20 protein-coding genes are annotated in these 25,010 nt (G+C 50.0%); 6 read left to right on the top strand and 14 right to left on the bottom strand.

What is annotated here, in order from left to right; translation table 11 throughout:
• Window positions 1–93: 93 nt before the first annotated feature.
• Window positions 94–1,410: an exo-beta-N-acetylmuramidase NamZ family protein gene (locus EPD17_RS09950; protein ID WP_132053860.1), complete on the top strand. Its 1,317-nt coding sequence runs from the start codon at window positions 94–96 to the stop codon at window positions 1,408–1,410.
• A 63-nt stretch (window positions 1,411–1,473) separates the two neighbouring features.
• Window positions 1,474–2,469 (top strand): methionyl-tRNA formyltransferase, encoded by a 996-nt coding sequence (gene fmt, locus EPD17_RS09945; protein ID WP_240040586.1) that lies wholly within the window; start codon window positions 1,474–1,476, stop codon window positions 2,467–2,469.
• 108 nt (window positions 2,470–2,577) lie between these two features.
• Here the strand turns inward: fmt and EPD17_RS09940 are convergent, their stop codons facing one another.
• The 11 genes from EPD17_RS09940 to EPD17_RS09890 form a co-directional block, all read right to left on the bottom strand.
• On the bottom strand, window positions 2,578–3,558 hold the full coding sequence (locus EPD17_RS09940; protein WP_165929585.1) for a LysM peptidoglycan-binding domain-containing protein: 981 nt from the start codon (window positions 3,556–3,558) through the stop codon (window positions 2,578–2,580).
• 204 nt (window positions 3,559–3,762) lie between these two features.
• The gene (locus EPD17_RS09935; RefSeq protein ID WP_132053856.1) at window positions 3,763–4,263 is read right to left on the bottom strand and encodes a hypothetical protein; all 501 of its coding nucleotides are present in this window, start codon (window positions 4,261–4,263) and stop codon (window positions 3,763–3,765) included.
• Between the two features lie 46 nt (window positions 4,264–4,309).
• Window positions 4,310–5,686, bottom strand: coding sequence for an RsmB/NOP family class I SAM-dependent RNA methyltransferase (locus tag EPD17_RS09930; RefSeq protein ID WP_240040585.1), 1,377 nt, complete (start codon window positions 5,684–5,686; stop codon window positions 4,310–4,312).
• 244 nt (window positions 5,687–5,930) lie between these two features.
• Window positions 5,931–7,481 (bottom strand): NAD(P)(+) transhydrogenase (Re/Si-specific) subunit beta, encoded by a 1,551-nt coding sequence (locus tag EPD17_RS09925; protein ID WP_132053854.1) that lies wholly within the window; start codon window positions 7,479–7,481, stop codon window positions 5,931–5,933.
• Window positions 7,482–7,539: 58 nt separating this feature from the next.
• Complete coding sequence (locus EPD17_RS09920; protein WP_204743122.1) at window positions 7,540–7,902, bottom strand: four helix bundle protein; 363 nt, start codon at window positions 7,900–7,902, stop codon at window positions 7,540–7,542.
• A 46-nt stretch (window positions 7,903–7,948) separates the two neighbouring features.
• Window positions 7,949–8,281, bottom strand: a complete 333-nt coding sequence (locus EPD17_RS09915) for an NAD(P) transhydrogenase subunit alpha (protein WP_132053850.1) — start codon at window positions 8,279–8,281, stop codon at window positions 7,949–7,951.
• A 12-nt stretch (window positions 8,282–8,293) separates the two neighbouring features.
• Window positions 8,294–9,415, bottom strand: a complete 1,122-nt coding sequence (locus EPD17_RS09910; RefSeq protein WP_132053848.1) for an NAD(P) transhydrogenase subunit alpha — start codon at window positions 9,413–9,415, stop codon at window positions 8,294–8,296.
• A gap of 50 nt (window positions 9,416–9,465) precedes the next feature.
• Window positions 9,466–10,263, bottom strand: a complete 798-nt coding sequence (locus EPD17_RS09905) for an O-methyltransferase (protein ID WP_204743120.1) — start codon at window positions 10,261–10,263, stop codon at window positions 9,466–9,468.
• A gap of 99 nt (window positions 10,264–10,362) precedes the next feature.
• Window positions 10,363–10,872, bottom strand: coding sequence for a dihydrofolate reductase (locus EPD17_RS09900; RefSeq protein WP_132053846.1), 510 nt, complete (start codon window positions 10,870–10,872; stop codon window positions 10,363–10,365).
• A gap of 119 nt (window positions 10,873–10,991) precedes the next feature.
• The gene (locus EPD17_RS09895; protein ID WP_132053844.1) at window positions 10,992–11,801 is read right to left on the bottom strand and encodes a thymidylate synthase; all 810 of its coding nucleotides are present in this window, start codon (window positions 11,799–11,801) and stop codon (window positions 10,992–10,994) included.
• Window positions 11,802–12,599: 798 nt separating this feature from the next.
• Window positions 12,600–13,835, bottom strand: coding sequence for a proline dehydrogenase family protein (locus EPD17_RS09890; RefSeq protein WP_132053842.1), 1,236 nt, complete (start codon window positions 13,833–13,835; stop codon window positions 12,600–12,602).
• Between the two features lie 203 nt (window positions 13,836–14,038).
• On the opposite strand from EPD17_RS09890, the gene EPD17_RS09885 reads away from it, so the two are divergent.
• Together EPD17_RS09885 and EPD17_RS09880 are read left to right on the top strand one after the other, a co-directional pair.
• Window positions 14,039–14,560: an acyl-CoA thioesterase gene (locus EPD17_RS09885; RefSeq protein WP_114236928.1), complete on the top strand. Its 522-nt coding sequence runs from the start codon at window positions 14,039–14,041 to the stop codon at window positions 14,558–14,560.
• A gap of 76 nt (window positions 14,561–14,636) precedes the next feature.
• A complete protein-coding gene (locus EPD17_RS09880; RefSeq protein WP_132053840.1) occupies window positions 14,637–14,924 on the top strand; it encodes a DUF1330 domain-containing protein in 288 nt (95 codons plus the stop codon).
• 533 nt (window positions 14,925–15,457) lie between these two features.
• Here the strand turns inward: EPD17_RS09880 and EPD17_RS09875 are convergent.
• The 3 genes from EPD17_RS09875 to EPD17_RS09865 all read right to left on the bottom strand — a co-directional run bounded on the left by EPD17_RS09875 (window position 15,458) and on the right by EPD17_RS09865 (window position 19,850).
• On the bottom strand, window positions 15,458–16,225 hold the full coding sequence (locus EPD17_RS09875; protein ID WP_132053838.1) for a lysophospholipid acyltransferase family protein: 768 nt from the start codon (window positions 16,223–16,225) through the stop codon (window positions 15,458–15,460).
• Between the two features lie 216 nt (window positions 16,226–16,441).
• Window positions 16,442–18,412: a 30S ribosomal protein S1 gene (gene rpsA / locus EPD17_RS09870; protein ID WP_132053836.1), complete on the bottom strand. Its 1,971-nt coding sequence runs from the start codon at window positions 18,410–18,412 to the stop codon at window positions 16,442–16,444.
• A 709-nt stretch (window positions 18,413–19,121) separates the two neighbouring features.
• Window positions 19,122–19,850, bottom strand: coding sequence for a toxin-antitoxin system YwqK family antitoxin (locus tag EPD17_RS09865; protein WP_132053834.1), 729 nt, complete (start codon window positions 19,848–19,850; stop codon window positions 19,122–19,124).
• Window positions 19,851–19,965: 115 nt separating this feature from the next.
• Between EPD17_RS09865 and EPD17_RS09860 the strand changes: the two genes are divergently transcribed.
• Together EPD17_RS09860 and EPD17_RS09855 are read left to right on the top strand one after the other, a co-directional pair.
• Window positions 19,966–22,473, top strand: coding sequence for a WD40/YVTN/BNR-like repeat-containing protein (locus EPD17_RS09860; RefSeq protein WP_132053832.1), 2,508 nt, complete (start codon window positions 19,966–19,968; stop codon window positions 22,471–22,473).
• A 364-nt stretch (window positions 22,474–22,837) separates the two neighbouring features.
• Complete coding sequence (locus EPD17_RS09855) at window positions 22,838–24,973, top strand: FUSC family membrane protein (RefSeq protein WP_132053830.1); 2,136 nt, start codon at window positions 22,838–22,840, stop codon at window positions 24,971–24,973.
• The last annotated feature ends 37 nt before the right edge of the window (window positions 24,974–25,010 follow it).

Genomic DNA, 25,010 nt, shown 5'->3' with positions numbered 1-25,010 from the left:
TCAAAACGCTGTTAAATCGCCGCTACTAAACGCCACAAACCTAGGGCCTGCTGTTTTCTCCCTATTTTAGCAGCCGATCAAATACCCTTATTCATGGCGCAAATTTCCTGCCTTAAAGCGGCAAGCCTTACCTTTTCATTGTTCCTGCTGTGCAGCTGTGCGGCCCAGCAACGACCGGGCGGCAACGCTGCTGCAAAACCTAAAGCCACGAACACAATTCAAAATAAAAGCATCAAACCCGCGGCCGAGCGGCTGGATGCGTACCTGCCCCAGCTCAAAGGCAAGACTGTAGCCGTTTTTGCCAACCAGACTTCGATGATAGGCAACCGCCACCTCGTTGATGTGCTGAAAGAATCAGGCGTAAAGATCAAAGTGATATTTGGGCCCGAACATGGCTTCCGCGGCACTGCCGAAGCGGGTGCTTCCGTCAACAGCAACATCGACAAACAAACCGGCATTCCCGTCGTTTCGCTGTATGGTAAAAAACGCAAGCCTTCGAAAGAAGATGTAGCGGGTGTGGATGTTTTGCTGTTCGACATTCAGGATGTAGGCGTTCGTTTTTACACATACATTTCTTCGCTGCAGGATTATATGGAAGCGGCCATTGCCTACAACCTGCCCTTGATGGTGCTCGACAGGCCAAACCCTAATGGCTTTTATGTGGATGGACCGGTGCTGGAACCCAAATACAAATCATTTGTGGGCATGCAACCCGTGCCTGTAGTATATGGCATGACCATTGGCGAATACGCTAAAATGCTTCTGGGCGAAGGCTGGCTGAGCAAGGAGGCCATGGAGCAATACACCCAAAATGTGCTGGCGGCCATGTACCCGCCGGGCGCCAAATATTTTGGTCTTACCGTTATCCCTTGCGAAGGTTACACCCACAACAGCAAATACGACCTGCCCGTGGCGCCATCGCCCAACCTGCCCGAAATACAAAGCATTTACTGGTACCCCAGCACCTGCTTTTTTGAAGGCACCGTGTTAAGCGAAGGTCGTGGCACCCCGAAGCCTTTTCAAATTTTCGGGCACCCATCGCTGCCTAAAACCATGTATGCTTTTGTGCCCGAGTACCGTACTTATGCGCCGGAATCGAAACCATACAACAAACAATGTTATGGATGGAACCTGCACGGCACACCCGATGAAGTGTTGAAACAAGTGGATGGCAAACTGCAGATAAAATACCTGTTGGAAGCCTACCGGTTGTTCCCCGATAAAAGCAAGTTTTTTATCCTGCCCAAAAGCGGCAACGACGTGGATGCTTTTTTCAACAACCTGTCGGGCAATTATACGCTGATGCAGCAAATTAAAGCGGGCAAATCGGAAGCGGAGATCAGGAAAAGCTGGGAGCCCGGATTGACCATGTTCAAAGAGATCAGGAAAAAATACCTGATCTATCAGTAGTGCTCCGCCAATGTTCGGCTCATTTTAAAAGGACAATTAGACAGGCTTATAAAATAATTCTCATTGGAACCATCTCAGAAAGATACAGCAGTAACGCAAAGTACCAGCGCAGATGCATCGGGCAAATCCTTCCAGCAATTGCGCATCGTGTTTATGGGCACACCCGAATTTGCCGTGGCATCGCTTGATGCGCTGGTGGCGGCAGGCTGCAATATTGTGGGTGTGGTTACCGCCCCCGACAAGCCCGCCGGGCGGGGCATGCAGCTGCAGCAAAGTGCTGTAAAAGAATACGCCGTGGAAAAAGGGTTGAACGTACTGCAACCGGAAAAACTGAAGAATCCTGGGTTTTTGGAAGCACTTGCCGCGCTGAAGGCCGACCTGCAAATTGTTGTGGCATTCCGTATGTTGCCCGAAATTGTTTGGAACATGCCACCGATGGGCACCATCAATGTGCACGGTTCGCTCCTGCCCCATTACCGCGGCGCGGCACCCATCAATTGGGCCATCATCAATGGTGAGGCGGAAACCGGCGTAACTACTTTTAAACTGCAGCACGAAATTGATACCGGGAACATATTATTGCAGGAGCGCATACCCATTACCGATAGTGACACCGCCGGCACATTGCACGACAAAATGAAAGTGGTAGGTGCCGAATTATTGGTAAAAACAGTACAGGCGCTGGCAGACGGTACACTACAGGAAATGCCACAAACTTTTGCCACCGGCGAAAACTTAAAACATGCACCAAAGATTTTTACCGACACCTGTCGCATTGACCCGCAACAGCCGGTAACTGCGGTGTATAACCTTGTTCGGGGCCTGTCGCCATACCCCGGCGCATTTACCCAGCTGGATGGCAAAACGCTAAAGGTTTACGCTGCGGATAAAGTAGAAACAACGCCCAGCCACCAACCGGGGCAATGGCACACCGATCAGAAAACATTTTTGCAACTAGCCTGTACCGATGGCTATCTCGCCATTAAAGAGCTGCAACTGGAAGGCAAAAAACGCATGCAGGTGGGCGATTTTCTGCGCGGTTATCGCTTTGCCGAATAAGCATCATGCCTCTTTTCATAAAATAAAAAGCGGAGCCCCTTTTCAAGTGCTCCGCTTTTTACTTTTGCATTTTGACTTTACCAGCCAAAAGCCGTTCCCTTACCGATTTTAGTAATTCACTTTCACCACAAACTTATCCTGCTCGCCAATTTCCAGTGCCGTTGCGGCAGCGTTAGAAATGCGCACATCCAGGCCCGAGTTTTGGCGAATGCCGCTCATCTCACCCAGCACCTTTGCAAACACTACTTTGCTGTTGGTGGGGTTTACCACGCGAATGATGGTGCCCGGCTCTACACCGTCCATTAGTGCGTAAAATTTACCGTCCTGCCAGCCGCTGGTGGTTTTGAAAATGCTGCCGTTTGCAGTCACTTCTTTGCCCACATTGCTGCTGCGGCTTTGCTGTTCAAACTGGTTTTTAAAATACCCCGAACCGCTGGTGCTCAATTGCCTGGGTGCGGCTGGCTTGGGCGCAGCAGTTACTGCCGGCGTTGCGGTTTGGGTATTTTGTGTCTGGCTTGGTGGCGGTGCAGTATTGTTAGCTGCCGCGGAATTATTATTGTTTGCAGCAGCATTGTTGTTTGCCGAAACAGGCTGCTCCTGCGGCCGCGGTGCGGGTGTGGCCGCTACTGCATTGGTGCTGGTGGCCGGCACGCCAGTGGATTGTATGTAACCTACAATCAGCTTTTGCCCCGTGGAAATATTATCAGATGACAGCTTGTTCCATTGCCGCAAACTCGCCATCGACACCTTGTTGTTTTTTACGCTAACGCGGTACAACCCTTCCTTTTCCCCCACCACGTAATATACAGGCGTGCCGCTCTGGGCAGTCTGCGAGAAATTGGTATTGTTCAGCGGTATGTTGATGGTTTGGCCCACGCTCAGGCCATTGGCCATATCCACGCCGTTAAAAGAGGCAATGTCTTTTGGCGAAATGGCATACAGGCGACCTATGGAATAAAAGTTTTCTTTGGCGGCAACGGTATGCGGCACATACAGTCCTTTATCGTTGCTGTGCACCAACACCTCGTTCTGTGCAAAGCCCGTCAGGGCCACCAATCCAAATGCCAACAAGAGCAACAATTTTTTCATGCGGATAATGTTCATTTTTAATGTTCCAGCAACCGGGTGTGCAATTTAGCAAATGCAGCACAAAGCAAAGACGCCGTTAACAATTTAAGGCTAAGTTTAACCCCGGCTGTAGGTGTGAAAAAAGATTTGTTTAGAAAATATTCTGATAAAAACTATCCCTTTTTTCGGCCAAACTGGCTAGAAGCCCAAATCAACAATACTGCATTATCCAGAGATTATTTGAACATTATAGACCTTAGGGACAATTTCCTTTGGTTCACGAAATAGCTGTTTTTCCTTTTTTAAATATGAGAGCAATCGCTCAATCCGTTCTCTGTTTTTACTATTTGAGTTTTCGGCTGTAGTGAGGCGCATATATGTTTGAAGTTCCCCAACAGTTGTACGGGCCATAATATTATATCGATCGCCATAAGCTGCAGGAACACGTTCTGTTTTGATAATAGTTGACGCGGCATGCAGTTCAAAAGACTCCATTTTCGCCCTCGCCCTTAACGACAATAATTCTTTTAGATAATTTAGATTGGCGACCAACGAATCCATTGCACTTAACTGAACCGGGAAATAGCCCTTATCTGCTTGGTCTGCCGTTAAACTGTCGGTGTATAAAATTGGCAGCTTCATCTTGGTATCAATCAACACAAATCTCTGTGCACTGCAACTAACGGATGCAAAAAAGGCGAAGAAAAATATTAATCCCACTCTCATAACAATTAGTATTTGGTTTAAACAAATCATGTTCCGAGGCCTGCTGTCAAGCCTGTTTCAAAATACGAAACTCTTTGGGGTAATAGTTATTGATCCGGTTCCCTAACGCATTCATCCAGCCCAGATTGTGCCCGCCGAACCGGGCCAGTTGCCAGCCCCGCTGTTCTGGCTGCACGGAAAGGTCGAGGCGCTGCAGGTATTTGATGGCTTCCGGAAGTTCCAGGTCGGTGGCTGTTAAATGCGGCGTGATGATTTCGCTGAGGGCCAGCGCATGGTCGGGCACTAATTTACCCTTCATTACCTCGCCCAGCCTGACGCCCGCTTGCTGCACATACAGGTTAGCTTTGATGATGCTGAATGCTTCCAACAGCGGGGCAGGCAACGCGTATAAAAAACCTTCTTTTAAAATCGAAAAATCTCCTGCGGCTATCCAGGGTGCCACAGCCGCTTTTTCGGCGGATGACGCCGCCTCGGGTTTTGTAGTTTTGTACCGGCTAGCACCGCCGCTGCCTTTCCGGAAACAGGCCAGATAAAAGCCTTCGCCTTTTACTTGATCTGGGAAAAAGCGGTAACCGACCGAGCCCGTATTGGGCGACTGAGACCTAACGACTCCCCAACTTTCCGCAACCTCCAGCGACAGGTTTTCCAAACCCCATTCTTCCACCAGCCAGTCAGCGATGGCCTCATCTTCTTCGGCCGAATAAGAACAGGTGGAGTAAACAAGCAGGCCACCCGCTGCCAGGCAAGGCAGCGCATCGGAAAGAATGCGGCGCTGGCGGCCGCAACAAAGCTGCACGGCATCAGGGCTCCATTCGTTGATGGCTTCCGGGTCGCGGCGAAACAAGCCGCTGCCACTGCAGGGCGCATCCACTACCAGCACATCGAAAAAGCCTTCGAGGCGGGCAAAATGTTGCGGGTCGTTGGCCGTAACCACCACGTTGGCGCCCCCCCACTTGGTCATGTTTTGCCGTAAAATACCCGCCCGCTGCCGGATCACTTCATTGCTCACCAATAGGCTTTCCTTCGAAATCAGAGATTGGAGGTGGGTGCTTTTGCCACCAGGTGCGGCGCACAGGTCCAGCACTTTTAGCGGCTGGTCCAGGATCGCCAGTTGGGTAATGGCCTGTTCCAGGAACATGCTGCTGGCCTCTTGCACATAATAGCAACCGGCGTGAAAAAGTGGATCAAACGTAAACGAAGGCCGCTCGGGCAGGTAATGGCCCCACCGCGACCAGGGCACTAACTCACTGGTGTTGGCAATGCCGCCGCCTATGCTTGTTAGATCGTCGTTGGTAAACTTAAGCGGGTTGACCCGGATAGAGGTGATCTTTTCTTCCTGTGCATGCACATCGATGAATGCCTGCGCATCGAAGCCGGGCAGGTGCTGAAGGGATTGGAGCAATGCAGGCGGAACTATGGCCACAGTAAAATTTTGAACAAAGGTACAGCCGGGCGGCAAGGGAGAAATGCGGTGCCGAGATGAGGGGGTTTTTGAACCACGAAGACACGAAGTAACGAAGGGGCACGAAGGAAAAGAAGAGCGGCAATGAAAGTTTAAAGGTTTCGCGTGATTGAGCGCTTTGCGTATAAAAAAAGTCAAAAGACCTTGCCAAACGGCGCAGCTCTTTTGACTTTTGAATTTTGAATTTTGAATTTTTAAACCCCGCTTAAATGCTCTTGATCTCAGCAATCAGATCCTGCAATACTTTTTTGGCGTCGCCAAAAAGCATGGAAGTTTTGGGCCGGAAAAATAGGTCGTTTTCAATACCGGCGTAACCGGGCTTCATACTGCGTTTGTTGACAATTACATTTTTCGCCAACTCCACATCCAGTATCGGCATGCCGTAAATGGGCGAAGCCGGGTCGGATTTGGCTGCGGGGTTTACCACGTCGTTGGCACCAAGAATGAGCACCACATCGGTGGTAGGAAATTCTTCGTTGGCCTGCTCCATTTCCTGCAGCTTGTCGTACGGCACGTCCGATTCGGCGAGCAGTACGTTCATATGCCCCGGCATGCGGCCCGCCACCGGGTGAATGGCGTATTTCACTTCCACACCACGTTCTTCCAGCAGTTTTTCCAATTCGTGGCAGGCATGCTGTGCCTGCGCCACCGCCAGGCCGTAACCGGGCACAATCATCACTTTATTGGCATAGCCCAAAACCACCGCCGCATCGGAAAGGGATATTTCTTTAAATGCGCCCTGCTCCTTGGTACTGCCGCCAGCCGCCACTGCCGTGCTGCCGCCAAAAGCACCAATCAATACATTTTTCAGCGACCGGTTCATGGCTTTACACATCAGGATGGTGAGCAAGGTACCCGCTGCACCCACCAGGATACCGCCGGTAAGCATGGCGTTGTTTTGGTACAAAAAGCCGCCGCAGGCCGCCGCCACACCGGTAAAGGAGTTGAGCAGCGAAATAACCACCGGCATATCGGCGCCGCCAATGGGCAGCACGAACAAAACACCGTAGGCTAAGGAAAGTAGTAGAATGATGTAGAACTGCACAAACACCGAAACGGGCAGCTTGATGTGGATTTTATTAAAAATAGTGAGCGGCCCCAGCATGCCGATATCGCTTTGCGATACCACGAACTGCGAATAAATATTGTACAACAACAAGGCACCGAGGAACAGGATCATGCCCAGGAGCGACAGGTTTACAATATGCTGCCCTTTGAACATTTTGTCCTTGATGCGGCCATTGAGTTTGCCCCATGCAACTACTGAACCTGCAAACGAAACCGAGCCGATGATGAGCCCAAGCAGCACCGTTACCATAATACCGATCTGCACCGGCAGCACCAAAAATGCTTCGTCGATGGAATCAGCATTTTGGTAAGCCTCGTGTATTTGAAAAGTAAAATCGGTGGACGCAAAATGGTTGAATTCGGCAATGGAAATAAGGGCCGCACAAGCGCCACCCATCCCGTTGAACAGGGAAACCATTTCAGGCATGGCGGTCATCTGCACTTTTTTTGCCGACATCCAGCCGATGATACCACCCACTGCAAGCCCCGCAAGGATCCAGCCGCGGTTTTGCAGCAAAACGCCATCTTCATTTTGGTACATAAACATGGTACCAATGATGGCCAGGCCCATACCGGCGGCCGAAACAAGGTTGCCTTTCCGCGCCGTTTCGGGGTGCGACAGCATTTTCAAGCCGATGATAAAGGATACAGAGCTGAGGATGTATATGATGATTAAAACACTGTCCATATAGAAGAAGAAAATTAAAAATCCGAATAATAATAAACCCGAAATCCGAAGCGTGCCCTTAAGCTTGACCCAACTTGCGGAGAATGCTACCAAAAATGGCTTCCAGTTCAATGGATTCTTGAATCAATTGAAGCCGGTTTTGTTCATATGCGGCATCTTCGTAAGTAAGTGTATGTTTGAGCCACAAGCGGCTTTCTTTTGCTTCCTTTCTGCAAATTTTTATCCTCATACGCAAATCATTTGGGCCAAGATGTTCGTTCGCTTCGATGTAGTTTGCAGCTACCGAACCTGCGGAACGAACCAGTTGCACGATGTACTCCCGGTTGATGATGTCCCTTTTCAACTGCAAACAATAGTTTCTAACCAAGATCGAAAACCTTTCCGTTCGCGCCTCCAGATCATATTTCTTGTTTGCTTCCAAACCGATCTATTTTCGGATTTCGATTTTGATGATTCGGATTTAGCGATTAGTGTGCAGCATCAGGCTTCTTAGGTCCTTTCTTTTTAAACATTTCCAGCATCCGGTCGGTCACCACAAAGCCACCCACCACGTTGATGGTGCCGAGCACGACAGCCAGGAAGCCGAGAATCAGTGCGGCGATGTTGTCCTTTGGCGCCTGCCCCATTACAATGATGGCACCCACGATCACCACGCCATGAATGGCGTTTGCGCCACTCATCAGCGGCGTGTGCAGCACACTGGGCACCCGGCCGATCACTTCAATGCCTACAAAAATCATCAGGATCACTATGTAGATGACCTGCTGGTTTGCCGCCAGCCAGTTGATTGTACTGTTCATATATAAATGGGGTTATGCAGTTGTTTGAATAAGCGATTGAACCCGTTCATGCACAATGGCGCCATCGTGGGTAATGCACGATCCTTTCACCAGGTCATCATCCCATGCAAGGTTGAGCGCACCGTCTTTTGACGTAACGAGGGCTAAAAAGTTCTGGATGTTTTTACCATACAGCTTCGATGCATCGGAAGGCGCAGTTGCCGGCAGGTTGCTGTTGCCCACAATCGCCACACCATTATACGAAACCGTTTCGCCGTTCTTCGTTGCGGCTGTATTGCCACCCGAAGATGCGGCAAGGTCAATGATCACTGAGCCGGCACGCATCCGTTGCAGCATATCATCGGTAACGAGCAAGGGTGCCCGCTTTCCGGGTATTTGTGCCGTGGTTATTACTACATCGGCCTTGGCAATAGAATCGGATATCCGTTGCTGTTGGCGCTGTTTGTAGTCGTCGGTTTGCTCCACGGCGTAGCCACCCGCTTTCGATGCATCGGCGGCGCCTTCCACTTCAATAAACTTGGCGCCCAGGCTTTGCACTTCTTCTTTTACCGCGGGGCGGGTATCAAACACCTCCACCACAGCGCCCAGGCGCCTTGCCGTGGCAATGGCCTGCAGGCCTGCCACACCGGCACCCAGTATCAGGACCTTGGCCGGCGCAATGGAGCCGGCAGCTGTCATGAACATGGGGAAATACCGCGGGTACAATTGTGCAGCCAGCAACACCGCTTTGTAACCGGCCAGGTTGGCTTGCGACGATAGCACGTCCATGCTTTGCGCCCTGGTAGTGCGGGGCAGCATATCGAGGCTAAACACCGTGGCGCCCTGCTGGGCCCACTGCGCTATTTTTTCCGGGAAAAAAAGAGGCTGAAAAACGCCGATGAGCACGGCACCGGGTTTTGGCAAAACCGATGGCGCATTGATGGAAAGCAACACATCGGCCGAAGCAGCTATTTCGTTTGCGGTTGCCATTTTTGCACCGGCTTTTTCATAATCAGCATCGGCGGCAAACGACCGGGCTCCTGCGCCGGGCTCTATTAATATCTGGTGGCCTTTTTTTACCAAAGCAGCAACGGCCTCGGGTAGCAGCGATACCCTTGTTTCTTCTGCAGGCTCTTGCAACACGCCAATGATCATAGGCTGAAAATTATAGGTCGAAAGGTAAAGTAAATTTGCATGGTGCGTTTTTAAAAACGAACGGTAAAATGCTGTTTTTCGTGGAAGCCCGTTTTGAAAAACACTAAGCCCATAAAGAACAGGTCAACGGTGCAGCGTACCGACGGATGTTGCTGTATTTCGGCCCAGGCCCATTCCATTTCGGCACTCCAATGTATGTCATCAAAAACAAAAATGGAATCGGTTGTTGCGTGGGGCAAAATCAGATGGAAATATTCCATCGTTGGTGCATACCGGTGATTGCCGTCAAAGTAGGCAAGATCTACCGACTTTAAAGTTGACAACAGTTTGGGCAACTCCTGATTAAAATTTCCTACCGACGACTGAATGTTTGCAATGCCTGCATCCTGCCAACCTTCATTAGCTACTTGTTGTACCGCACCACTGCCTTCGATGGTATAAACTGTTCCCTGTGTATTGGCAGTTGCCAGGTATGCAGTGGTCAATCCAAGCGACGTGCCCAGTTCCACAATAGTGTTGGGTTGATAATACCGAACCAGGCGATGGAGCATCTGGCTGTATTTACGCGGCTTTACGGCTGTGGCTGCCAGTTGGGCGACGGTACGGTGTTTGGTGGCCGCTGTTCTTGATCCGGCGCCAAAATCTTCAATGTGCAGCATGCGCTTATCGCGCTGGAGTTTTTTACGTTGCTGTTCTAAAACTGGCGGCGGCGCATATCCCTGCCCGTTATGCAATACGTTTAAAATGAATTGAAACACAAAAGGCGAATGCATGCCATGCCCTTTGCCATTCATGGCGGTGCAGTAATAATGGATGTATTTGCGGGCTAGGTCAAAATGCGAGTACAAGGAATTGGGTCTATGTTAAGCGTAAAATTTTCCGGAGAAATGCAATAAAACAAAAGTTCAGAACAGCAAGCGCTACCACCATCCAAAATCTTCCATCCATCATCCCTCAATGCGTTCCCACACCTGGAAGGTATGCGCATAAGCATTCTTTTCGTCAGCGCTGCAATGCTGTTCCCGCACCAGGTTCCATTCACTGTCGTCGATTGAGGGCAAAAACACATCGCCATCGAAACGATGATGTACCCGGGTAAGGTAAAGGCGCTGTGCCTGCGGCATTGCAGACGCAAAAATTTCGGCGCCGCCAATTACAAATATCTCTTTCACTCCGGCTGTTTTTGCAGCTTCCAACGCCTCGGCTACCGAGTGAACCACTAGCACACCAGGATATTGCCAATCACCATTGCGGGTAATGACGATGCTTTGCCGACCGGGCAGCGGTTTGCCAATCGATTCAAATGTTTTGCGCCCCATTAAGATGGGCATGGCCCAGGTCAGGTTCTTAAAATATTTAAGGTCGTTGGGCAGGTGCCAGGGCAGTTGATTGGCCTTACCGATCACGCCGCCTTCATCGGCCGCCACTACAAAACTTATGATGGGTTGAAAGGACATGAATCCGTGATTATTTATAAGCAAACAAGATGGGAAGTCAAAAGGCAAAATTCAAAAGTAAAAACGGTGTACATGTTTGTACGGTTCCCGTTTTTGACTTTTGCCTTTTGAATTTTTACTTAAACCGCTACCGGCGCTTTAATGGCCGGGTGGCTTTGGTAATTGGTGAGGGTAAAATCCTCGTATTGAAACGAAAAAATGTCTGTTACCTCTTTATTTAATTGCATGGTGGGCAGCGGAAAAGGTTCCCGCGAAAGCTGCAATGCTACCTGCTCCATATGATTACTGTAAATATGCACGTCGCCAAAGGTGTGTATAAACTCGCCAGGCTCCATGTCGCACACTTGTGCAATCATCATTGTCAGCAAAGCGTATGATGCAATATTAAACGGCACGCCCAAAAACACATCGGCCGACCGCTGGTATAACTGGCACGAAAGGGTGCGTTTTCCGCCGCTGTTTACCGCAGTGTAAAATTGGAACAGTGCATGGCAGGGCATCAGCGCCATCTGCGGCAACTCGGCCACGTTCCATGCCGACACGATCAGCCGGCGGCTGTCGGGGTTGGTCTTTAGCTGATGTATAAGTTCGGTAATCTGGTCCACCACTTTACCATCGGCGCCGGTCCAGCTGCGCCATTGCTTGCCGTATACCGGCCCCAACTCGCCTGCTTCGTCAGCCCACTCGTCCCAAATGCTCACCTTGTGTTCTTTTAAATAAGCAATATTGGTTACGCCTTTCAGGAACCAAAGCAACTCGTAGATGATGCTTTTAAGATGCACCTTTTTAGTGGTGACCAGCGGAAAGCCTTGTTGCAAATCGAAGCGCATCTGATAGCCAAAAACACTCTGCGTGCCGGTACCGGTGCGATCGCTTTTATGAACGCCGTTTGCCAGAATATGCCGCAGCAGATCGTGGTATTGTTGCATGCCTGCAAGTTAAGGCGCGGGGGTTATAAGCATTGCGTTGGGGAAAAAATGAAGGCAACTTAGCTTTGGCGTTATCGCGTTCCACTAAGCCATACGTTTTGGCGTCGGGAAAATATTGATCGGGCGATTATGTGCATTCACATTGTAAAATGGGTCAAAACGAGGAAGAAAATCGTTACAATCGCCACATTTCTCCCCAGTTTCAGGCAGCTCATGCAATGAAACCGGCCAATTTTTACTGGATTTTCAAAAAAATGAAAAAAAATCAGCCAAATCAGCACCGGGAAAAATAGCTTGGAAATAATGACTTTAGCGCGCTGAAACCCTTTGTGGTGGCCTGCTTTAACAAAACGCCTTTCCCTTAGGCATAAAAATTAAACCCATTTATTGATCTTAAACTAAGAAATAAGGGATTTAATTTTGTTTCAGACAAAAGGGAAAGGCGGACAGAAAAGCAATCATGAGTAAATATGGCAAGAATCGTTAGCCGCCCTGGTCGAAAAAGCTGTAAAGGCAGCAAGTAAAAAAGATTATTCGAACTCTTTCATATGGCAAGCAATCGTTAGTCGCCCGCTGTTTCTACAGGGGGCTTTTTCTTTTTCAGGGGTTGAAGATAAAGGCCGTGCTTGAAACTTTGCAAACATTTTTTTAACAAATAGAATATTTTGCAAAATCCAACCCTAACATATTAATTTTTAACGCCATTGCTGCGCTAATATTTTATCCACCACATCCTCATATCTGCAAAAAAGCCCTGCAGCTTTAAACAGCAAGGCTTTTTTATCTGCACAAATATGATTACGCTTTTCCACGCCGGCGCAGTTCTTTTTGAATCAACGCCAATTCGCGGCCGGTTTGGCCTTTAACCGAAGTATTTTCCTGGGCACGCCGCATGAGGTAAGGCACCACGTCTTTAATGGGGCCAAACGGCAGGTATTTGCTGACGCTGCAACCGGCCTTGGCTAGGTTATATGTAATATTATCGCTCATGCCATACAGCTGGCTGAAATGCACATGCGGGTGATTGAGCGGCAAGCCTTTTTCTTCCAACAGCCGCACGGCCAGCAGGTTACTGCACTCGTTATGCGATGCCACGATCACACCGGTTTGATCAAGGTGCTCCATGCACAGGCGCACCGCCGCATCATAGTCGCGGTCAGAGGCGGCTTTATCAGGCTGGATGGGCGAAGGATAGCCTTTTTCGGCAGCGCGGGCCCGCTCCTTTTCCATGTATGCGCCCCGCACCAGCTTTACGGCCAGCAAAAAATTACGTTCTGTGGCGGCGTCAATGCATTGTTGTAGAAAATGCAGGCGGTCGTGGCGATACAGCTGTACCGTATTATACACCACCAATGCTTCCTTATTGTATTCCGACATCATCAGCATCGTTAGCGCATCAACAGGATCTTGGATCCAGGTTTCTTCAGCATCTACCAAAAAGCCGACCCCGGCGGTTTTGGCTGCTTCGCAAATGGACCGGAAACGGTCGGCAACGCGGCTCCACTCCTGCTGTTCGCTGGCGGTTAGTGCCTGCAAGCCGGCATGGTAACGCTTCACCAGCGATTCGGCGCCGGAAGCATGCATGGCATCGTCCAGTTTTTCCAACAATCCAAACCGCCCCATGCCGGTAACCTTCACACTCATGAAGGGGATGTTGGGTTGCGATGCCGCAAATTGAATCACGCGAATAAATTCGTCACGGGCATGATCGTAGCTGGCTTCGCCTTCTTTTCCTTCCACGCCATAATCAAGAATCACCTGCACATTGTATTGGCCCATATGCTGCACCGCCGGGATGGTTTCTTCCAATGTTTCGCCACCCACAAACTGCTTGAACAAAGTTTTGCGGATAAGGCCTTTTACCGGCAAACCGGCATTGATGGCCCACGGCGCCAGCTGGGTGCCCAGCTTTACCAGCCAGGAATAGTTCATCATGGAAAACAGAAACTGCGCATCCTTCAGGTCTTTGTCCTGCTTATGGGCAAACGCAATCTCGGTGTTGTCAAAGGATAAAACGGGCAGCGAAGTGATCATTTCAAAACGTTAATGGCGCAAAAGTAGGGCAAAAAGGGGCATCGCTTTATGACCAAAGGCCTACTTTATGATTGATTTTGACGCAATAATTCTGCAGATAAATAAATGTTGACGCCGCAGCCGCATTTTTTAAAAATGTGGAGTCAAAAACAAAATAAGCTACCGGACGAATACCTTTGCGCCAAATGAGCAATTCCAGAAACATGATCTCAAAAAAGCCTGCGGATAGTTATACGGTGATGACCGAAATTGTTTTACCCAACGATACCAATGTATTTGGCAACCTGATGGGTGGCCGCCTGATGTATTGGATGGATATTGCCGCAGCCATTGCCGCCATGAAGCATTGCAATGCGCCGGTGGTAACTGCATCGGTAGATAATATTTCGTTCGAAAACCCTATTAAACTGGGCAACACGGTGCATATTGAAGCCAATGTTACCCGTGCTTTTACCACTTCGATGGAAGTGCACCTGAAAGTTTGGGGCGAAGACTATACGCAGCAATACCGATATAAAAGCAACGAGGCTTATTACACTTTTGTAGCCCTAGATCCTAACCGCAAGCCACGCCTGGTGCCCACGCTGGAGCCGGTTACTCCCGAAGATCAACACCTGTTTGATGGTGCATTGCGCCGCCGCCAACTGCGCCTGATCTTAGGCGGCAAAATGAAACCCGATGATGCGGTGGAACTGAAGGCGCTGTTTTTTAAAGAGCAATTGTAAACATGCGATTTGCGTTTGTTGATTAAAACGAAACGCAACGGACCTAACTATTATTTTTTAAAACCACCCGCCGTTTATGCCTGCATTTGTTATTGTAGAAATCACCATTCACAACCCCGAGTTGTATGAAACGTACAAAAAGCTAACGCCCGCTGCAGTGGCCGCATATGGTGGGCGTTTTGTGGTGCGGGGTGCCGCCACCGAAAGCCTCGAAGGCGACTGGAACCCGCAACGGATGGTGGTTTTAGAATTTCCTTCTGTGCATCGTGCAAAGGAATGGTGGGCATCTCCGGAATACACCGAAGCAAAGATTATTCGCCAGCAAGCGGCAACTACGAAGATGTTGGTGGTGGAAGGCGTGTGAGCATATCGAACAAGAATTACGCGAAATTTTGAACTGCCGAAACCAACAGCCAGTAGTTGAATGATTATTGATTATTTAATTATTGGATTATTGGTTGCTGGCAATATGCAAAAATAGAGTTAGTGCAAGTATTGATGATTGGGCGTAGCCCAAACCGGTTGGTAGCACCGCGAAAACACAAATAAATTTCATGCTGTTGATCGTAGATCAACCCTGTGGATTGAAATGATTGTTGCAAAAATGTAATACCGTTTTCAGGGTTGGGCTACGCCCAACATCGCGCAATTGACTGATTTTTTACTACCAACAGGTTTGGGCTTTGCCCAATGTTATGTTGTTATTGATAATAATTTTTAATAACAACGCAACTGCGTTTCCGCGCTTTAACTCTTCCCAATCGAAAACCATAATCAATTCTCCATTAATCGAATCACCGCCTACCCCTTCATCATTCTACTCTCCTTGTTCCTTATTCGATATTCTCATCACACTTCGACATTCGTCTGTTCCTTGTTCATCTGTTCGAAATTTCTCTAGGCTGCGTCTTCCTTTTTCCAGTGGTGGGCGCCTTGCATCATGTGGCTTTTGCTTTGCTCAATTGCATCCATCACCTGCGCCAGGATGGCTTCTGCAGTATCGTCGTAATTGATGTCGAGCGGCGTTTTAAAGGTTACCGAAAGGCGGGTGCCTCTTTTCTTAAACTTCAATCCTTTTTTATCGAAAGCACGCCAAAAGCCCTGGATAACGATGGGCACAACGGTGGGCTTGCAATGCTTGATGATGTAAGCCGTGCCTTTGCGGCCGGGGGCATAGGGCTTGGTAGTACCCTGCGGAAAAGTAATGACCCAGTTGTTGCTCAGTGCCCGCTCAATTTTGCGGGTGTCCGAGGGGTCTAAGCCGCGACGCACTTCGGAGCCGTCTTTCCTCCATGTGCGCTTCACCGTGAGGGCGCCGGCCAGCGTAAACAGGCGGCTGATCCACGAGCTTTTCATGGTTTCCTCGGCGGCAACATAATATACATTGGTAAACGGGTTGAGCAGGTAATAAGGCACACCCAAGCGGTTGCGTTTGCGCCATTTTACCGCACAAAATATTTGCAGGAACGTAATGACATCTGCAAAATAAGTTTGGTGGTTGGAAACAAACAATACGTTGCGGCGCGGCAGGTTTTCGATGTGCTCGGTGCCGGAGATTTTTAATTTATTTACCCAAACAAGGCCGGGATAACTGAAAATGCCCACGATTGCATATACCAGTTTGCGAATGATCTTGAATTGCGCCAGCCTTTTCCAAACTTCCATGTTCGAACGCTTAAAACGTTAAAGATAAAGGGCCGCACGGTACAGCGTTGCTGCGGTGCCGAATAATTTATCCACTCCCTGATACTTGGGGGAATAAATATTGTGCCTTAACTAAATAACATCCAACAAATTAGAAAGGCGACCTTATAGTGGTCATAAAAAAGCACCCCGCCGTAGCGAGGTGCTGTATTGTTTGCTGCAATAAAGCGGCAGAAATTATTTCTGTTCGCCACCCTTTTGCTCCTGCTGCTGCAGGCGCTCTTTGATTTGCGCCAGCGCACCGAGGTCGCCAAGGGTCGGTTTTTCAACCTTGCCCTGCAGGTTTTTAACGGCTTTCTTGGTTTGGTCGGCTTGTGCACGTGCTTCCTTACGGGCAGCATCGCGTTCGCCGGCCTGAGCTTGTTCCCAAATGCGAGCATGGGAAACCACAATACGTTTTTCGTTGCGGTCAAACTCAATTACCATGAATTCTGCAGTTTCATCGGCACCAACTGCTTTGCCATCTTCTTTGGCAAGGTGACGGTTGGGAGCAAAACCTTCCAGACCGTAAGGCAGTTGTACGATTGCGCCTTTGTCGTCCTTGCGGGAAACAGTGGCTTCGTGGATGGTACCAACGGCAAAGGTATCCTGCAGGCTGTTCCAGGGATCTTCTTCCAGTTGTTTGTGTCCCAGTTGCAGTTTGCGGTTGTCTTTGTCAATACCCAGGATCACCACCTCGATGTTTTGTGCCACCTTGGTGTACTCGCTTGGGTGATTGAAACGCTTCAGCCAGCTCAGGTCGGAGATGTGGATCATACCGCCGATACCGGGTTCCAGTTCAACGAACACGCCATACGGAGTGATGTTTTTCACCACGCCATTGTGACGGCTGCCTTCGGGGAATTTGGTTTCGATGGTGCTCCAGGGATCTTCAGACAATTGCTTGATGGAGAGGCTCATTTTGCGGCTGTCCTTATCCAGGGTAACCACTTTGGCTTCGTGCTCATCGTTCAACTTAAAGAACTCTTTAGCATTGATTGGGGTGTTGGCCCATGTAATTTCAGACACGTGTACCAGACCTTCTACGCCTGGCATGATTTCCAGGAACGCACCGTAGTCTTCGATGTTAACTACGCGGCCTTTTACAACAGAGCCTTCCGAAATGGTTTCAGGCAGCACATCCCATGGGTGTGGGGTCAGTTGCTTCAAACCAAGCGAAATGCGGCGTTTTTCGTCGTCGAAATCCAGAACCACCACGTTTACTTTCTGGTCCAGCTTCAACACCTCTGAAGGGTGGTTGATGCGGCCCCATGAAATATCGGTGATGTACAGCAAACCGTCGAGACCACCCAGGTCCATGAACGCACCGAAGTCGGTGATGTTCTTTACAGTACCTTCCAGTACCTGGCCTTTTTCGAGCTGTCCGATGATTTGAGCACGTTGTGCTTCGATATCGCTTTCGATCAGTGCTTTGTGCGATACTACGGCATTCTTGATGGCTTCGTTGATCTTCACCACCTTGAACTCCATGGTTTTGCCTACAAACTGGTCGTAATCGGTTACCGGCTTCACGTCAATTTGTGAGCCTGGCAGGAAGGTTTCCATACCAAATACGTCCACGATCAGGCCGCCCTTTGTTTTGCTGGTAACAGTACCGGTAACGATCTCACCAGATTTGTGGATCTCAACGATGCGTTCCCAAGCACGGGTAATGCGGGCCTGTTTGCGGCTCAGGTTCAGGTTGCCCTGGCGGTCTTCTTTTTCGATCACCATTACTTCAACCTCGTCGCCTACAGACAGGTTCTGCAGGTCGCGGAATTCGTTCAGGGAGATCAGACCGTCGGACTTGAAGCCGATGTTCAGTACCACGTCGGTTTTGGTGATACCAACAACGGTACCGGTGATCAGCTCACCATCGTTCAGTTGTACGAAAGTGTTTTCGTACACCTTGTCATACTTTTCTTTTTCGTCTTTGCTGTAAGAAGCAACGTTGCGTTTGTCGATGCTCCAGTCAAAGTCGTCATGAGCAGTTTCTACGCGGGGAGCTGGCGCTTCAGCTACGGCAGCTGGTGCTGCTTCCTGTGCGGGGGCTGCTTCTGCGGCAGGTGCATTTGTTGTCGCTGTAGCAGTTTCAGCAGCGGCAGTTTCCTGCGCTACCGGAGCCTGCTCCTGGCCTTCAGCGTTTGGGTTAACAATATTTTCTTCCATAAAAATTCCGGAGGGTTTATTCCGGGGCGGCAAATATAAGCAATCCTGTGGAGAAGAAAACCGCAGCAGCAGGGAGTTTCGTTAAAAAATCTTCAGCGAAAATTATTGGGAACGGTGTGGCGACAGGCCTGTGTGACAAGTGCATCTAACATCCAGCCGATGGAGCCTTTCGTATTGCATTTGGGTTCACGGCTTTGTCATGCTGTGCGCAGCGAAGCATCTGAGTATTGTAGCATAACGAACTATTGAATAAAACGCAGCGTCCGTGATTCTTCGAAATTCCTTGGGTGCTGGCTCAGATCCTTCGCTGCGCTCAGGATGACAAGGGCGAAAAGCGTGGCGAATGAGCAGAAACGATTTGAAAAAAAGATCTTTGTACCAGCGATGGTGCAGACCGTTTATTGCACAAGGGGTCTGTCATGCCGAACTTGTTTCGGCATCCCCTTCTATTATCGGAGTTTACCAAAACACAAGGAGATGCCGAAACAAGTTCGGCATGACAGCTAATGAAGGACAACGGTTTACTAACGGTGCAACGGAAAGCACAATAGCGTTACAGGACGCCGCAGTGTGCGACGCAACAGCAGCCCAATAGCAATTCAAAAGCTGGCTCCAACAAAAAAACACCAAACAAAACAGCCACTTCGGGTGAAGTGGCTGCAAACAAATATTTATTGGAAATGAAAAGTTCTCCGAAATGAAGCATCAATTAAAAAGTGCTACCATCCCTTACCCGCACCTTTTTCTTACCGGCGTTCTTTTTCTCAAAATCGATCACGGCCTGGGGCTTAGGCATTTTCTTTTTCTCTTCTTCGGTTTTTGGTTTGTAAGCGGGCTTTTTGCCGGCGCCGGTTACGTCGATCGGGGCCAGGTCGTCCTCGGCGGCAAGGCCATCAATACCTGCTTCCCCCTCAGTTTTTATTTTATCAAAAATGTATTCTTCTTTTTTTTCCAGCTTGCCGCTAAATGTATCGTAGTAGCGCCAGGTGCCGTGGCGGAGCGCTGTGCCTTCCAGCTTGATCACCCGCTTTTCAATGATGCGGCCCGGGTTGTCGGGGTCGATCACATCAACCGTATCGTATGGATTTTCGGGGTTTACGGCCTTCCAGCTTTCTTCCCGCACAGGGTCGCCCATCGGGGTCATGTACACGCTTTTGCCGTTTTTGTAACCCCATTTATAATTTTCAATGGCCAGCAGGTCGCCTTCCAGCGAAAAGCGCTGCCACTGCCCTTCTTTCATACCATTGTAATAAAAACCCTGCTCCTCGTAACCACGTTCGCCTTTGGCATTTTCAATACGCTCCACCCAGCGACCCTGCCGCTTACCGGCCACATCCACGCAATTGAGGGTGTCGCCTTTTACACCAATGATAAACGATTTGCACTGGGCAAAGCTTTCAAAGGAAAGGAGCAGTAAAAAAAAGGGAAGGATGCGCATGATTTTATTTTTTAATAACGGCACCGCCGGGCACCGCATTGAGGGTCAACAAATTCTTTACCTCTTGGTTGTTCTATGGCTAAGCTTACCTTAGAAACGAAAATTTCAACTTTTTATGTTTTCAAAATTACACAAAGCCTCCCTCCTGGCCGTTTTGTTGTTTGTTACCCTTTTGCCAAAAGCCGGGGCGCAGGTAAAGCCCACACCTGCCGCCGAACGGATGAAAGGGCTGGAACAAAGAAAAATACTGGCGCAACGTTCCACCTACAACAGCACGGCTTTCCGCAACATCGGGCCCACGGTTATGAGTGGCCGGGTGGTTGACCTGGAAGTAAACGCCGCCGACCCCACTGAATTTTATGTAGCCTACGCCACCGGCGGACTTTGGTACAGCAACAACAACGGGCAAAGTTTTACGCCCCTGTTCGACAGCCTCGACGTGATGACCATTGGCGATATTGCCGTGGATTGGAAAACCGGCGCCATTTGGGTGGGCACCGGGGAGGTGAACAGCAGCCGCTCTACGTATGCGGGGCTAGGTGTTTATAAAAGCAACGATAAGGGCAAAATCTGGCAATACCTGGGCCTGCCCGAATCGCACCATATTGGTAAAATACAATTGCACCCCACCAATCCCGACATAGCCTGGGTGGCGGCGATGGGCCACCTGTATTCGCCCAATAAAGAGCGGGGTATTTACCAAACCACGGACGGTGGTAAAACCTGGAAACATACGCTGGCCATTGACGAAAATACAGGCGTGGTAGAACTGGAAATAAACCCGCAAAACCCGTCCGAACTGTATGCTGCAACCTGGTATCGTACCCGCAGCGCCTGGAACTTTGAAGAAGGCGGCGCTACCAGCGGCATCTATAAAAGTGTGGATGGCGGCGCTACCTGGACGCTGCTCACAAAAGGCGGTTCGGGTTTTCCTGCAGGCGCACATGTGGGCCGTATTGGCCTGGCCGTTTACCCCAAAAACCCGCAGATTGTGTATGCCATTGTTGACAACCAGCAGGCACGCCCCGACACTGCGAAAAAAGACACCGCCAAATATGTGCTCAACGATTTTAAAAACCTGACCGCAGCGCAATTTGCAGCCTTAAATACCGCGAAGATTGATACGTTTTTAAAACAAGTGGGACTGCTCAACCGCTACAACGGCGCCACCATCAAAGCCGGTGTGGCAACCGGCCGCTGGAAACCAACCGTGTTGTACGATCACCTCAACGTGAACGACGGATTCCAGGGAACGCCCATTGGCGCCGAAGTGTACCGCAGCGAAGATGGAGGTAAAAGCTGGCGCAAAACCAACACCAAAGCACTGAACCTGTACAGCACGTTTGGATATTATTTCGGTAAAATTTATGTGTCGCCGGCCAACGACCAGAAAGTGGTCATTACCGGCATCAGCATCGAATACTCAACCGACGGTGGTAAAACATTTACCGAAATGGCCGACGATAATGTGCATGCCGACCACCACGCAGTGTGGATCAACCCGGCCCGCGACAGCCATATTTTTAGCGGCAATGATGGCGGCCTCAACATCAGCTACGATGACGGCAAGAACTGGTTCAAAGCTAACACGCCACCGCTGGGACAGTTTTACACCGTAACCGTTGACAATGCCCGCCCTTATAATGTGTATGGCGGTTTGCAGGACAATGGCGTTTGGTGGGGACCATCTACTTACCGGTTCGGCACGGCCTGGCACCAAAGCGGCAATTATCCGTACAAAAGTATTGCAGGCGGCGACGGCATGCAGGTGCAGGTGGACACCACCGACAACCAAACCGTTTACACCGGCTCACAGTTTGGTGCTTATGCACGCATCAACAAAATGGAATCGCGCAGCCGCAAATCGGTGCGGCCGATGCACCAGTTGGGCGAAGCGCCGCTGCGTTTTAACTGGCAAACGCCGATCCTGCTGAGCAAGCACAACCCGCAGGTATTTTATATTGGCGCCAACCGCCTATACCGCTCCTTTAACCGCGGCGATAGTCTATCGCCATTGAGTGCCGACCTCACCGGCGGTAAACGCGAAGGCGATGTGCCCTTTGGTACGCTTACCACCATTGCCGAATCGCCGCTGCGTTTTGGACTGCTGTACACTGGCTCCGACGATGGCCGCATCCAGGTATCGAAAGATGCAGGCTTTAGCTGGACGCAGGTGGGCAATGCCATGGCTGGTAAAAAAGCCGCATCAGCACAACTGCCCCAAGGCCTTTGGGTGAGCCGCGTGGTAGCATCCCGTTTCAGCGAGCCACGGGTGTATGCATCGCTTAACGGCTACCGCAACGATGACTTTAAACCTTACCTTTTTGTAAGCGAAGACCACGGTGCCACCTGGCAGCAACTGGGCACCGACCTGCCCACTGAGTCAATCAACGTGGTGCGTGAAGACCCCTGGAACGAAAACGTCCTTTATGTAGGTACCGATGGCGGATTGTATGTATCCACCGACCGCGGTAAAACCTTTATGATGTGGAACGCCGGTTTGCCCCGGTCCATCCCGGTGCACGACATTGCCATCCAGGAACGGGAACGCGAAATTGTGCTGGGCACGCATGGACGCAGTTTGTATGTAGCAAAACTGCCGGCTGCTGCTGGTGCGAAATAGACAACTGCAAATGTTGCGCAAAGGAGCAATTCCTCGATTTCAACCCTTTTGTACTCACAATAGCCCTATCATGGATAGGGCTATTGTTTTTATGAAAGCACTTCCACTTAGCGGTATTCATTGATGCCTTTCTTTGCATTGCATCCCACCAATATTACGTTTAGCCTGCACTCTTTATAAATTCCGACATTGCATTTATACGATACAATGCACCGCATTTTAATAGATAGCCAATTCTCTTCCATTTCTGTTTTCCATTGTTGCTTTATAAATAAAATGTCGCACTTCGGTAAATGCTTCATGTGCGGCAAAAAGGCCAACTTTGCAGCGGCACTATTTTTTGAACAGCTTAGCGGAAGGATTCATGAAAGAAGCAGACAGAGTCATTCGGCGTTTTTTTTGGGGGCAAAATTTTGCCGACGGCTTTCGAACCACTGTTGCCGTGTTGGTGCCTACTTTGCTGGGCGCTTTTTTGGGCGCTACCGAAACCGGCATTTTGTTTTCGCTGGGTGCGCTGGCCGTTAGCATCACCGATACACCGGGGGCCATCCGCAACCGCACCAACACGATGCTGTTCAGCCTTTTTTTTATTTTCCTAACTGCGTTGGCCACCATTTCCATGCGCTCTTACCTGGTGGGCATGGGCGTGCTCATTTTTGCGCTGAGCTTTTTCTTCTCTATGCTATTGGTGTATGGCAACCGCGGCGGCGCCGTAGGCAGTGCCGCGTTGCTGGTAATGGTGCTTACGATGGAGCATGATCAAACGCCGGCACCGCACAACACTTTTGTCACAGCGCTTTTTATTTTACTGGGCGGTGGTTGGTACACGGTTATCAGTCTGCTCTCTTACCACATCAGGCCCTTTCGCATGGCGCAGCGTACGTTGGGTGAATGTGTGCAGGAAGTGGCCCGATACCTGCGCATCAAAGCCGATTTTTACGACTGCAACATTGACCTGGAGGGCAGCTATCGCAGGCTGGTAACCCAACACATGGAGGTGAGCCAGAAACAAGATGATGTGCGCCAGATCTTGTTTAAAACGAGGCAGATTGTAAAAGACTCGTCCACGCCGGGCCGCCGCCTGCTGCTGGCTTTTACCGACACGGTTGATCTTTTTGAAGAAACCACCGCTTCGTTTTACGACTACCGGATGCTGCGCAAGAACTTTGCGGAAACCGGCATGCTCCAGCATATCGCCACCATCGCACGGTCGATGGCTAACGAACTGGAAAGCATTGGGCTGGCCATTCAATCGAATACTAATTATGTAGCCCGGATGGATTTTAGTGCCGCCATCCAAGACTTGAAAAAAGAAATAGATGCCTTGCAATCCAACGGCGACCAAAGTAACCTGATCCTGAAAAGACTGTTGGTAAACATTCGCCGCATGATGCAGCGCATGGAGGACCTGCGGTTGTATTTTGGCCGCGGCAGCGGGCGACAAAAAGAATCGGTGCACCTCGACCGGTTTGTATCGCACCAAAGCCTGGAGGCCAATGTGCTGTGGAGCAACATGAATTTTAATTCATCGGTGTTCCGCTTTTCGTTGCGGGTAGCCATTGCGGCACTGGTGGGTTTTGCGGTGTCAAAATTCATTGCGGTAAGCCACCACAGCTACTGGATCCTGATGACGACCATTTACATGCTCAAGCCCTCGTTTAGCCTTACCCGCCAGCGCAATATTGAACGCATTGTGGGCACGCTTGCCGGTGGGGCCATCGGCATCGGGCTGCTGCTTTTGGTGCACGATAAAAATGTGTTGTTTGGCCTGCTGGTACTCCTGATGTTGGGCACTTACAGTTTGATCCGCACCCAGTACCTGGCGGCCGTTGCGCTGATGACCCCGTTCCTGCTGATCTTTTTTCACTTTATGGGCATGAGCCTTGGCAAGGTGGTGGAAGAGCGGGTGGTAGATACGTTGCTGGGGTGCATCATTGCGCTGCTGGCGGGTTACCTGCTGTTTCCCACCTGGGAACGTGATGAAATGGAGAAACACCTGAAGGATATGCTGAAAGCCAACAGCAACTACCTGTTTCGTGTAGCCGAAATGTTCCAAGGAAATGTAGTGGCGCTGCATGATTACAAACTGGCCCGCAAGGAAGTATATGTGTCATCGGCCAACCTGGCTGCGGCTTTCCAGCGCATGCTTTCCGAACCGAAAAAGACGAGAAGGGACAGTTCGCATATCCAGCAGTTTGTGGTGCTCAATCACATCCTTTTTTCAAACATTGCCACACTGGCATCCACGCTGCGCAGCCAGCCCGAAAAAGTGTATCCGGCCGAACTGAACCGTGCCATGCGCAAATTGGTCAACACGCTGTGCACCAGCCTCGAACAAATGAATACGCCCTGTTCGGCAAAAGCGCTTGAATCGCTGGCGGTGACAGAGGAAACCGGGGCGCCGCTAAGTCCGGATGAAGTGTTGCTGAAAAGGCAGATCGAATTCATGCAGCGGCTGGGAGAAGATATTGCCAAGGCCGGCGCTGCAGTGGCAGCCTAAGCCATCCCCGTAAGTGTGTGTATTTTTCATTTGAAAA

Origin of the sequence: Pseudocnuella soli, from assembly GCF_004347775.1 — a bacterium.
GTDB lineage: Bacteria > Bacteroidota > Bacteroidia > Chitinophagales > Chitinophagaceae > Flavisolibacter > Flavisolibacter aquaticus.
Note: the sequence above shows the minus strand (reverse complement) of the source record. Positions and strands in the feature narration are given on the sequence as shown.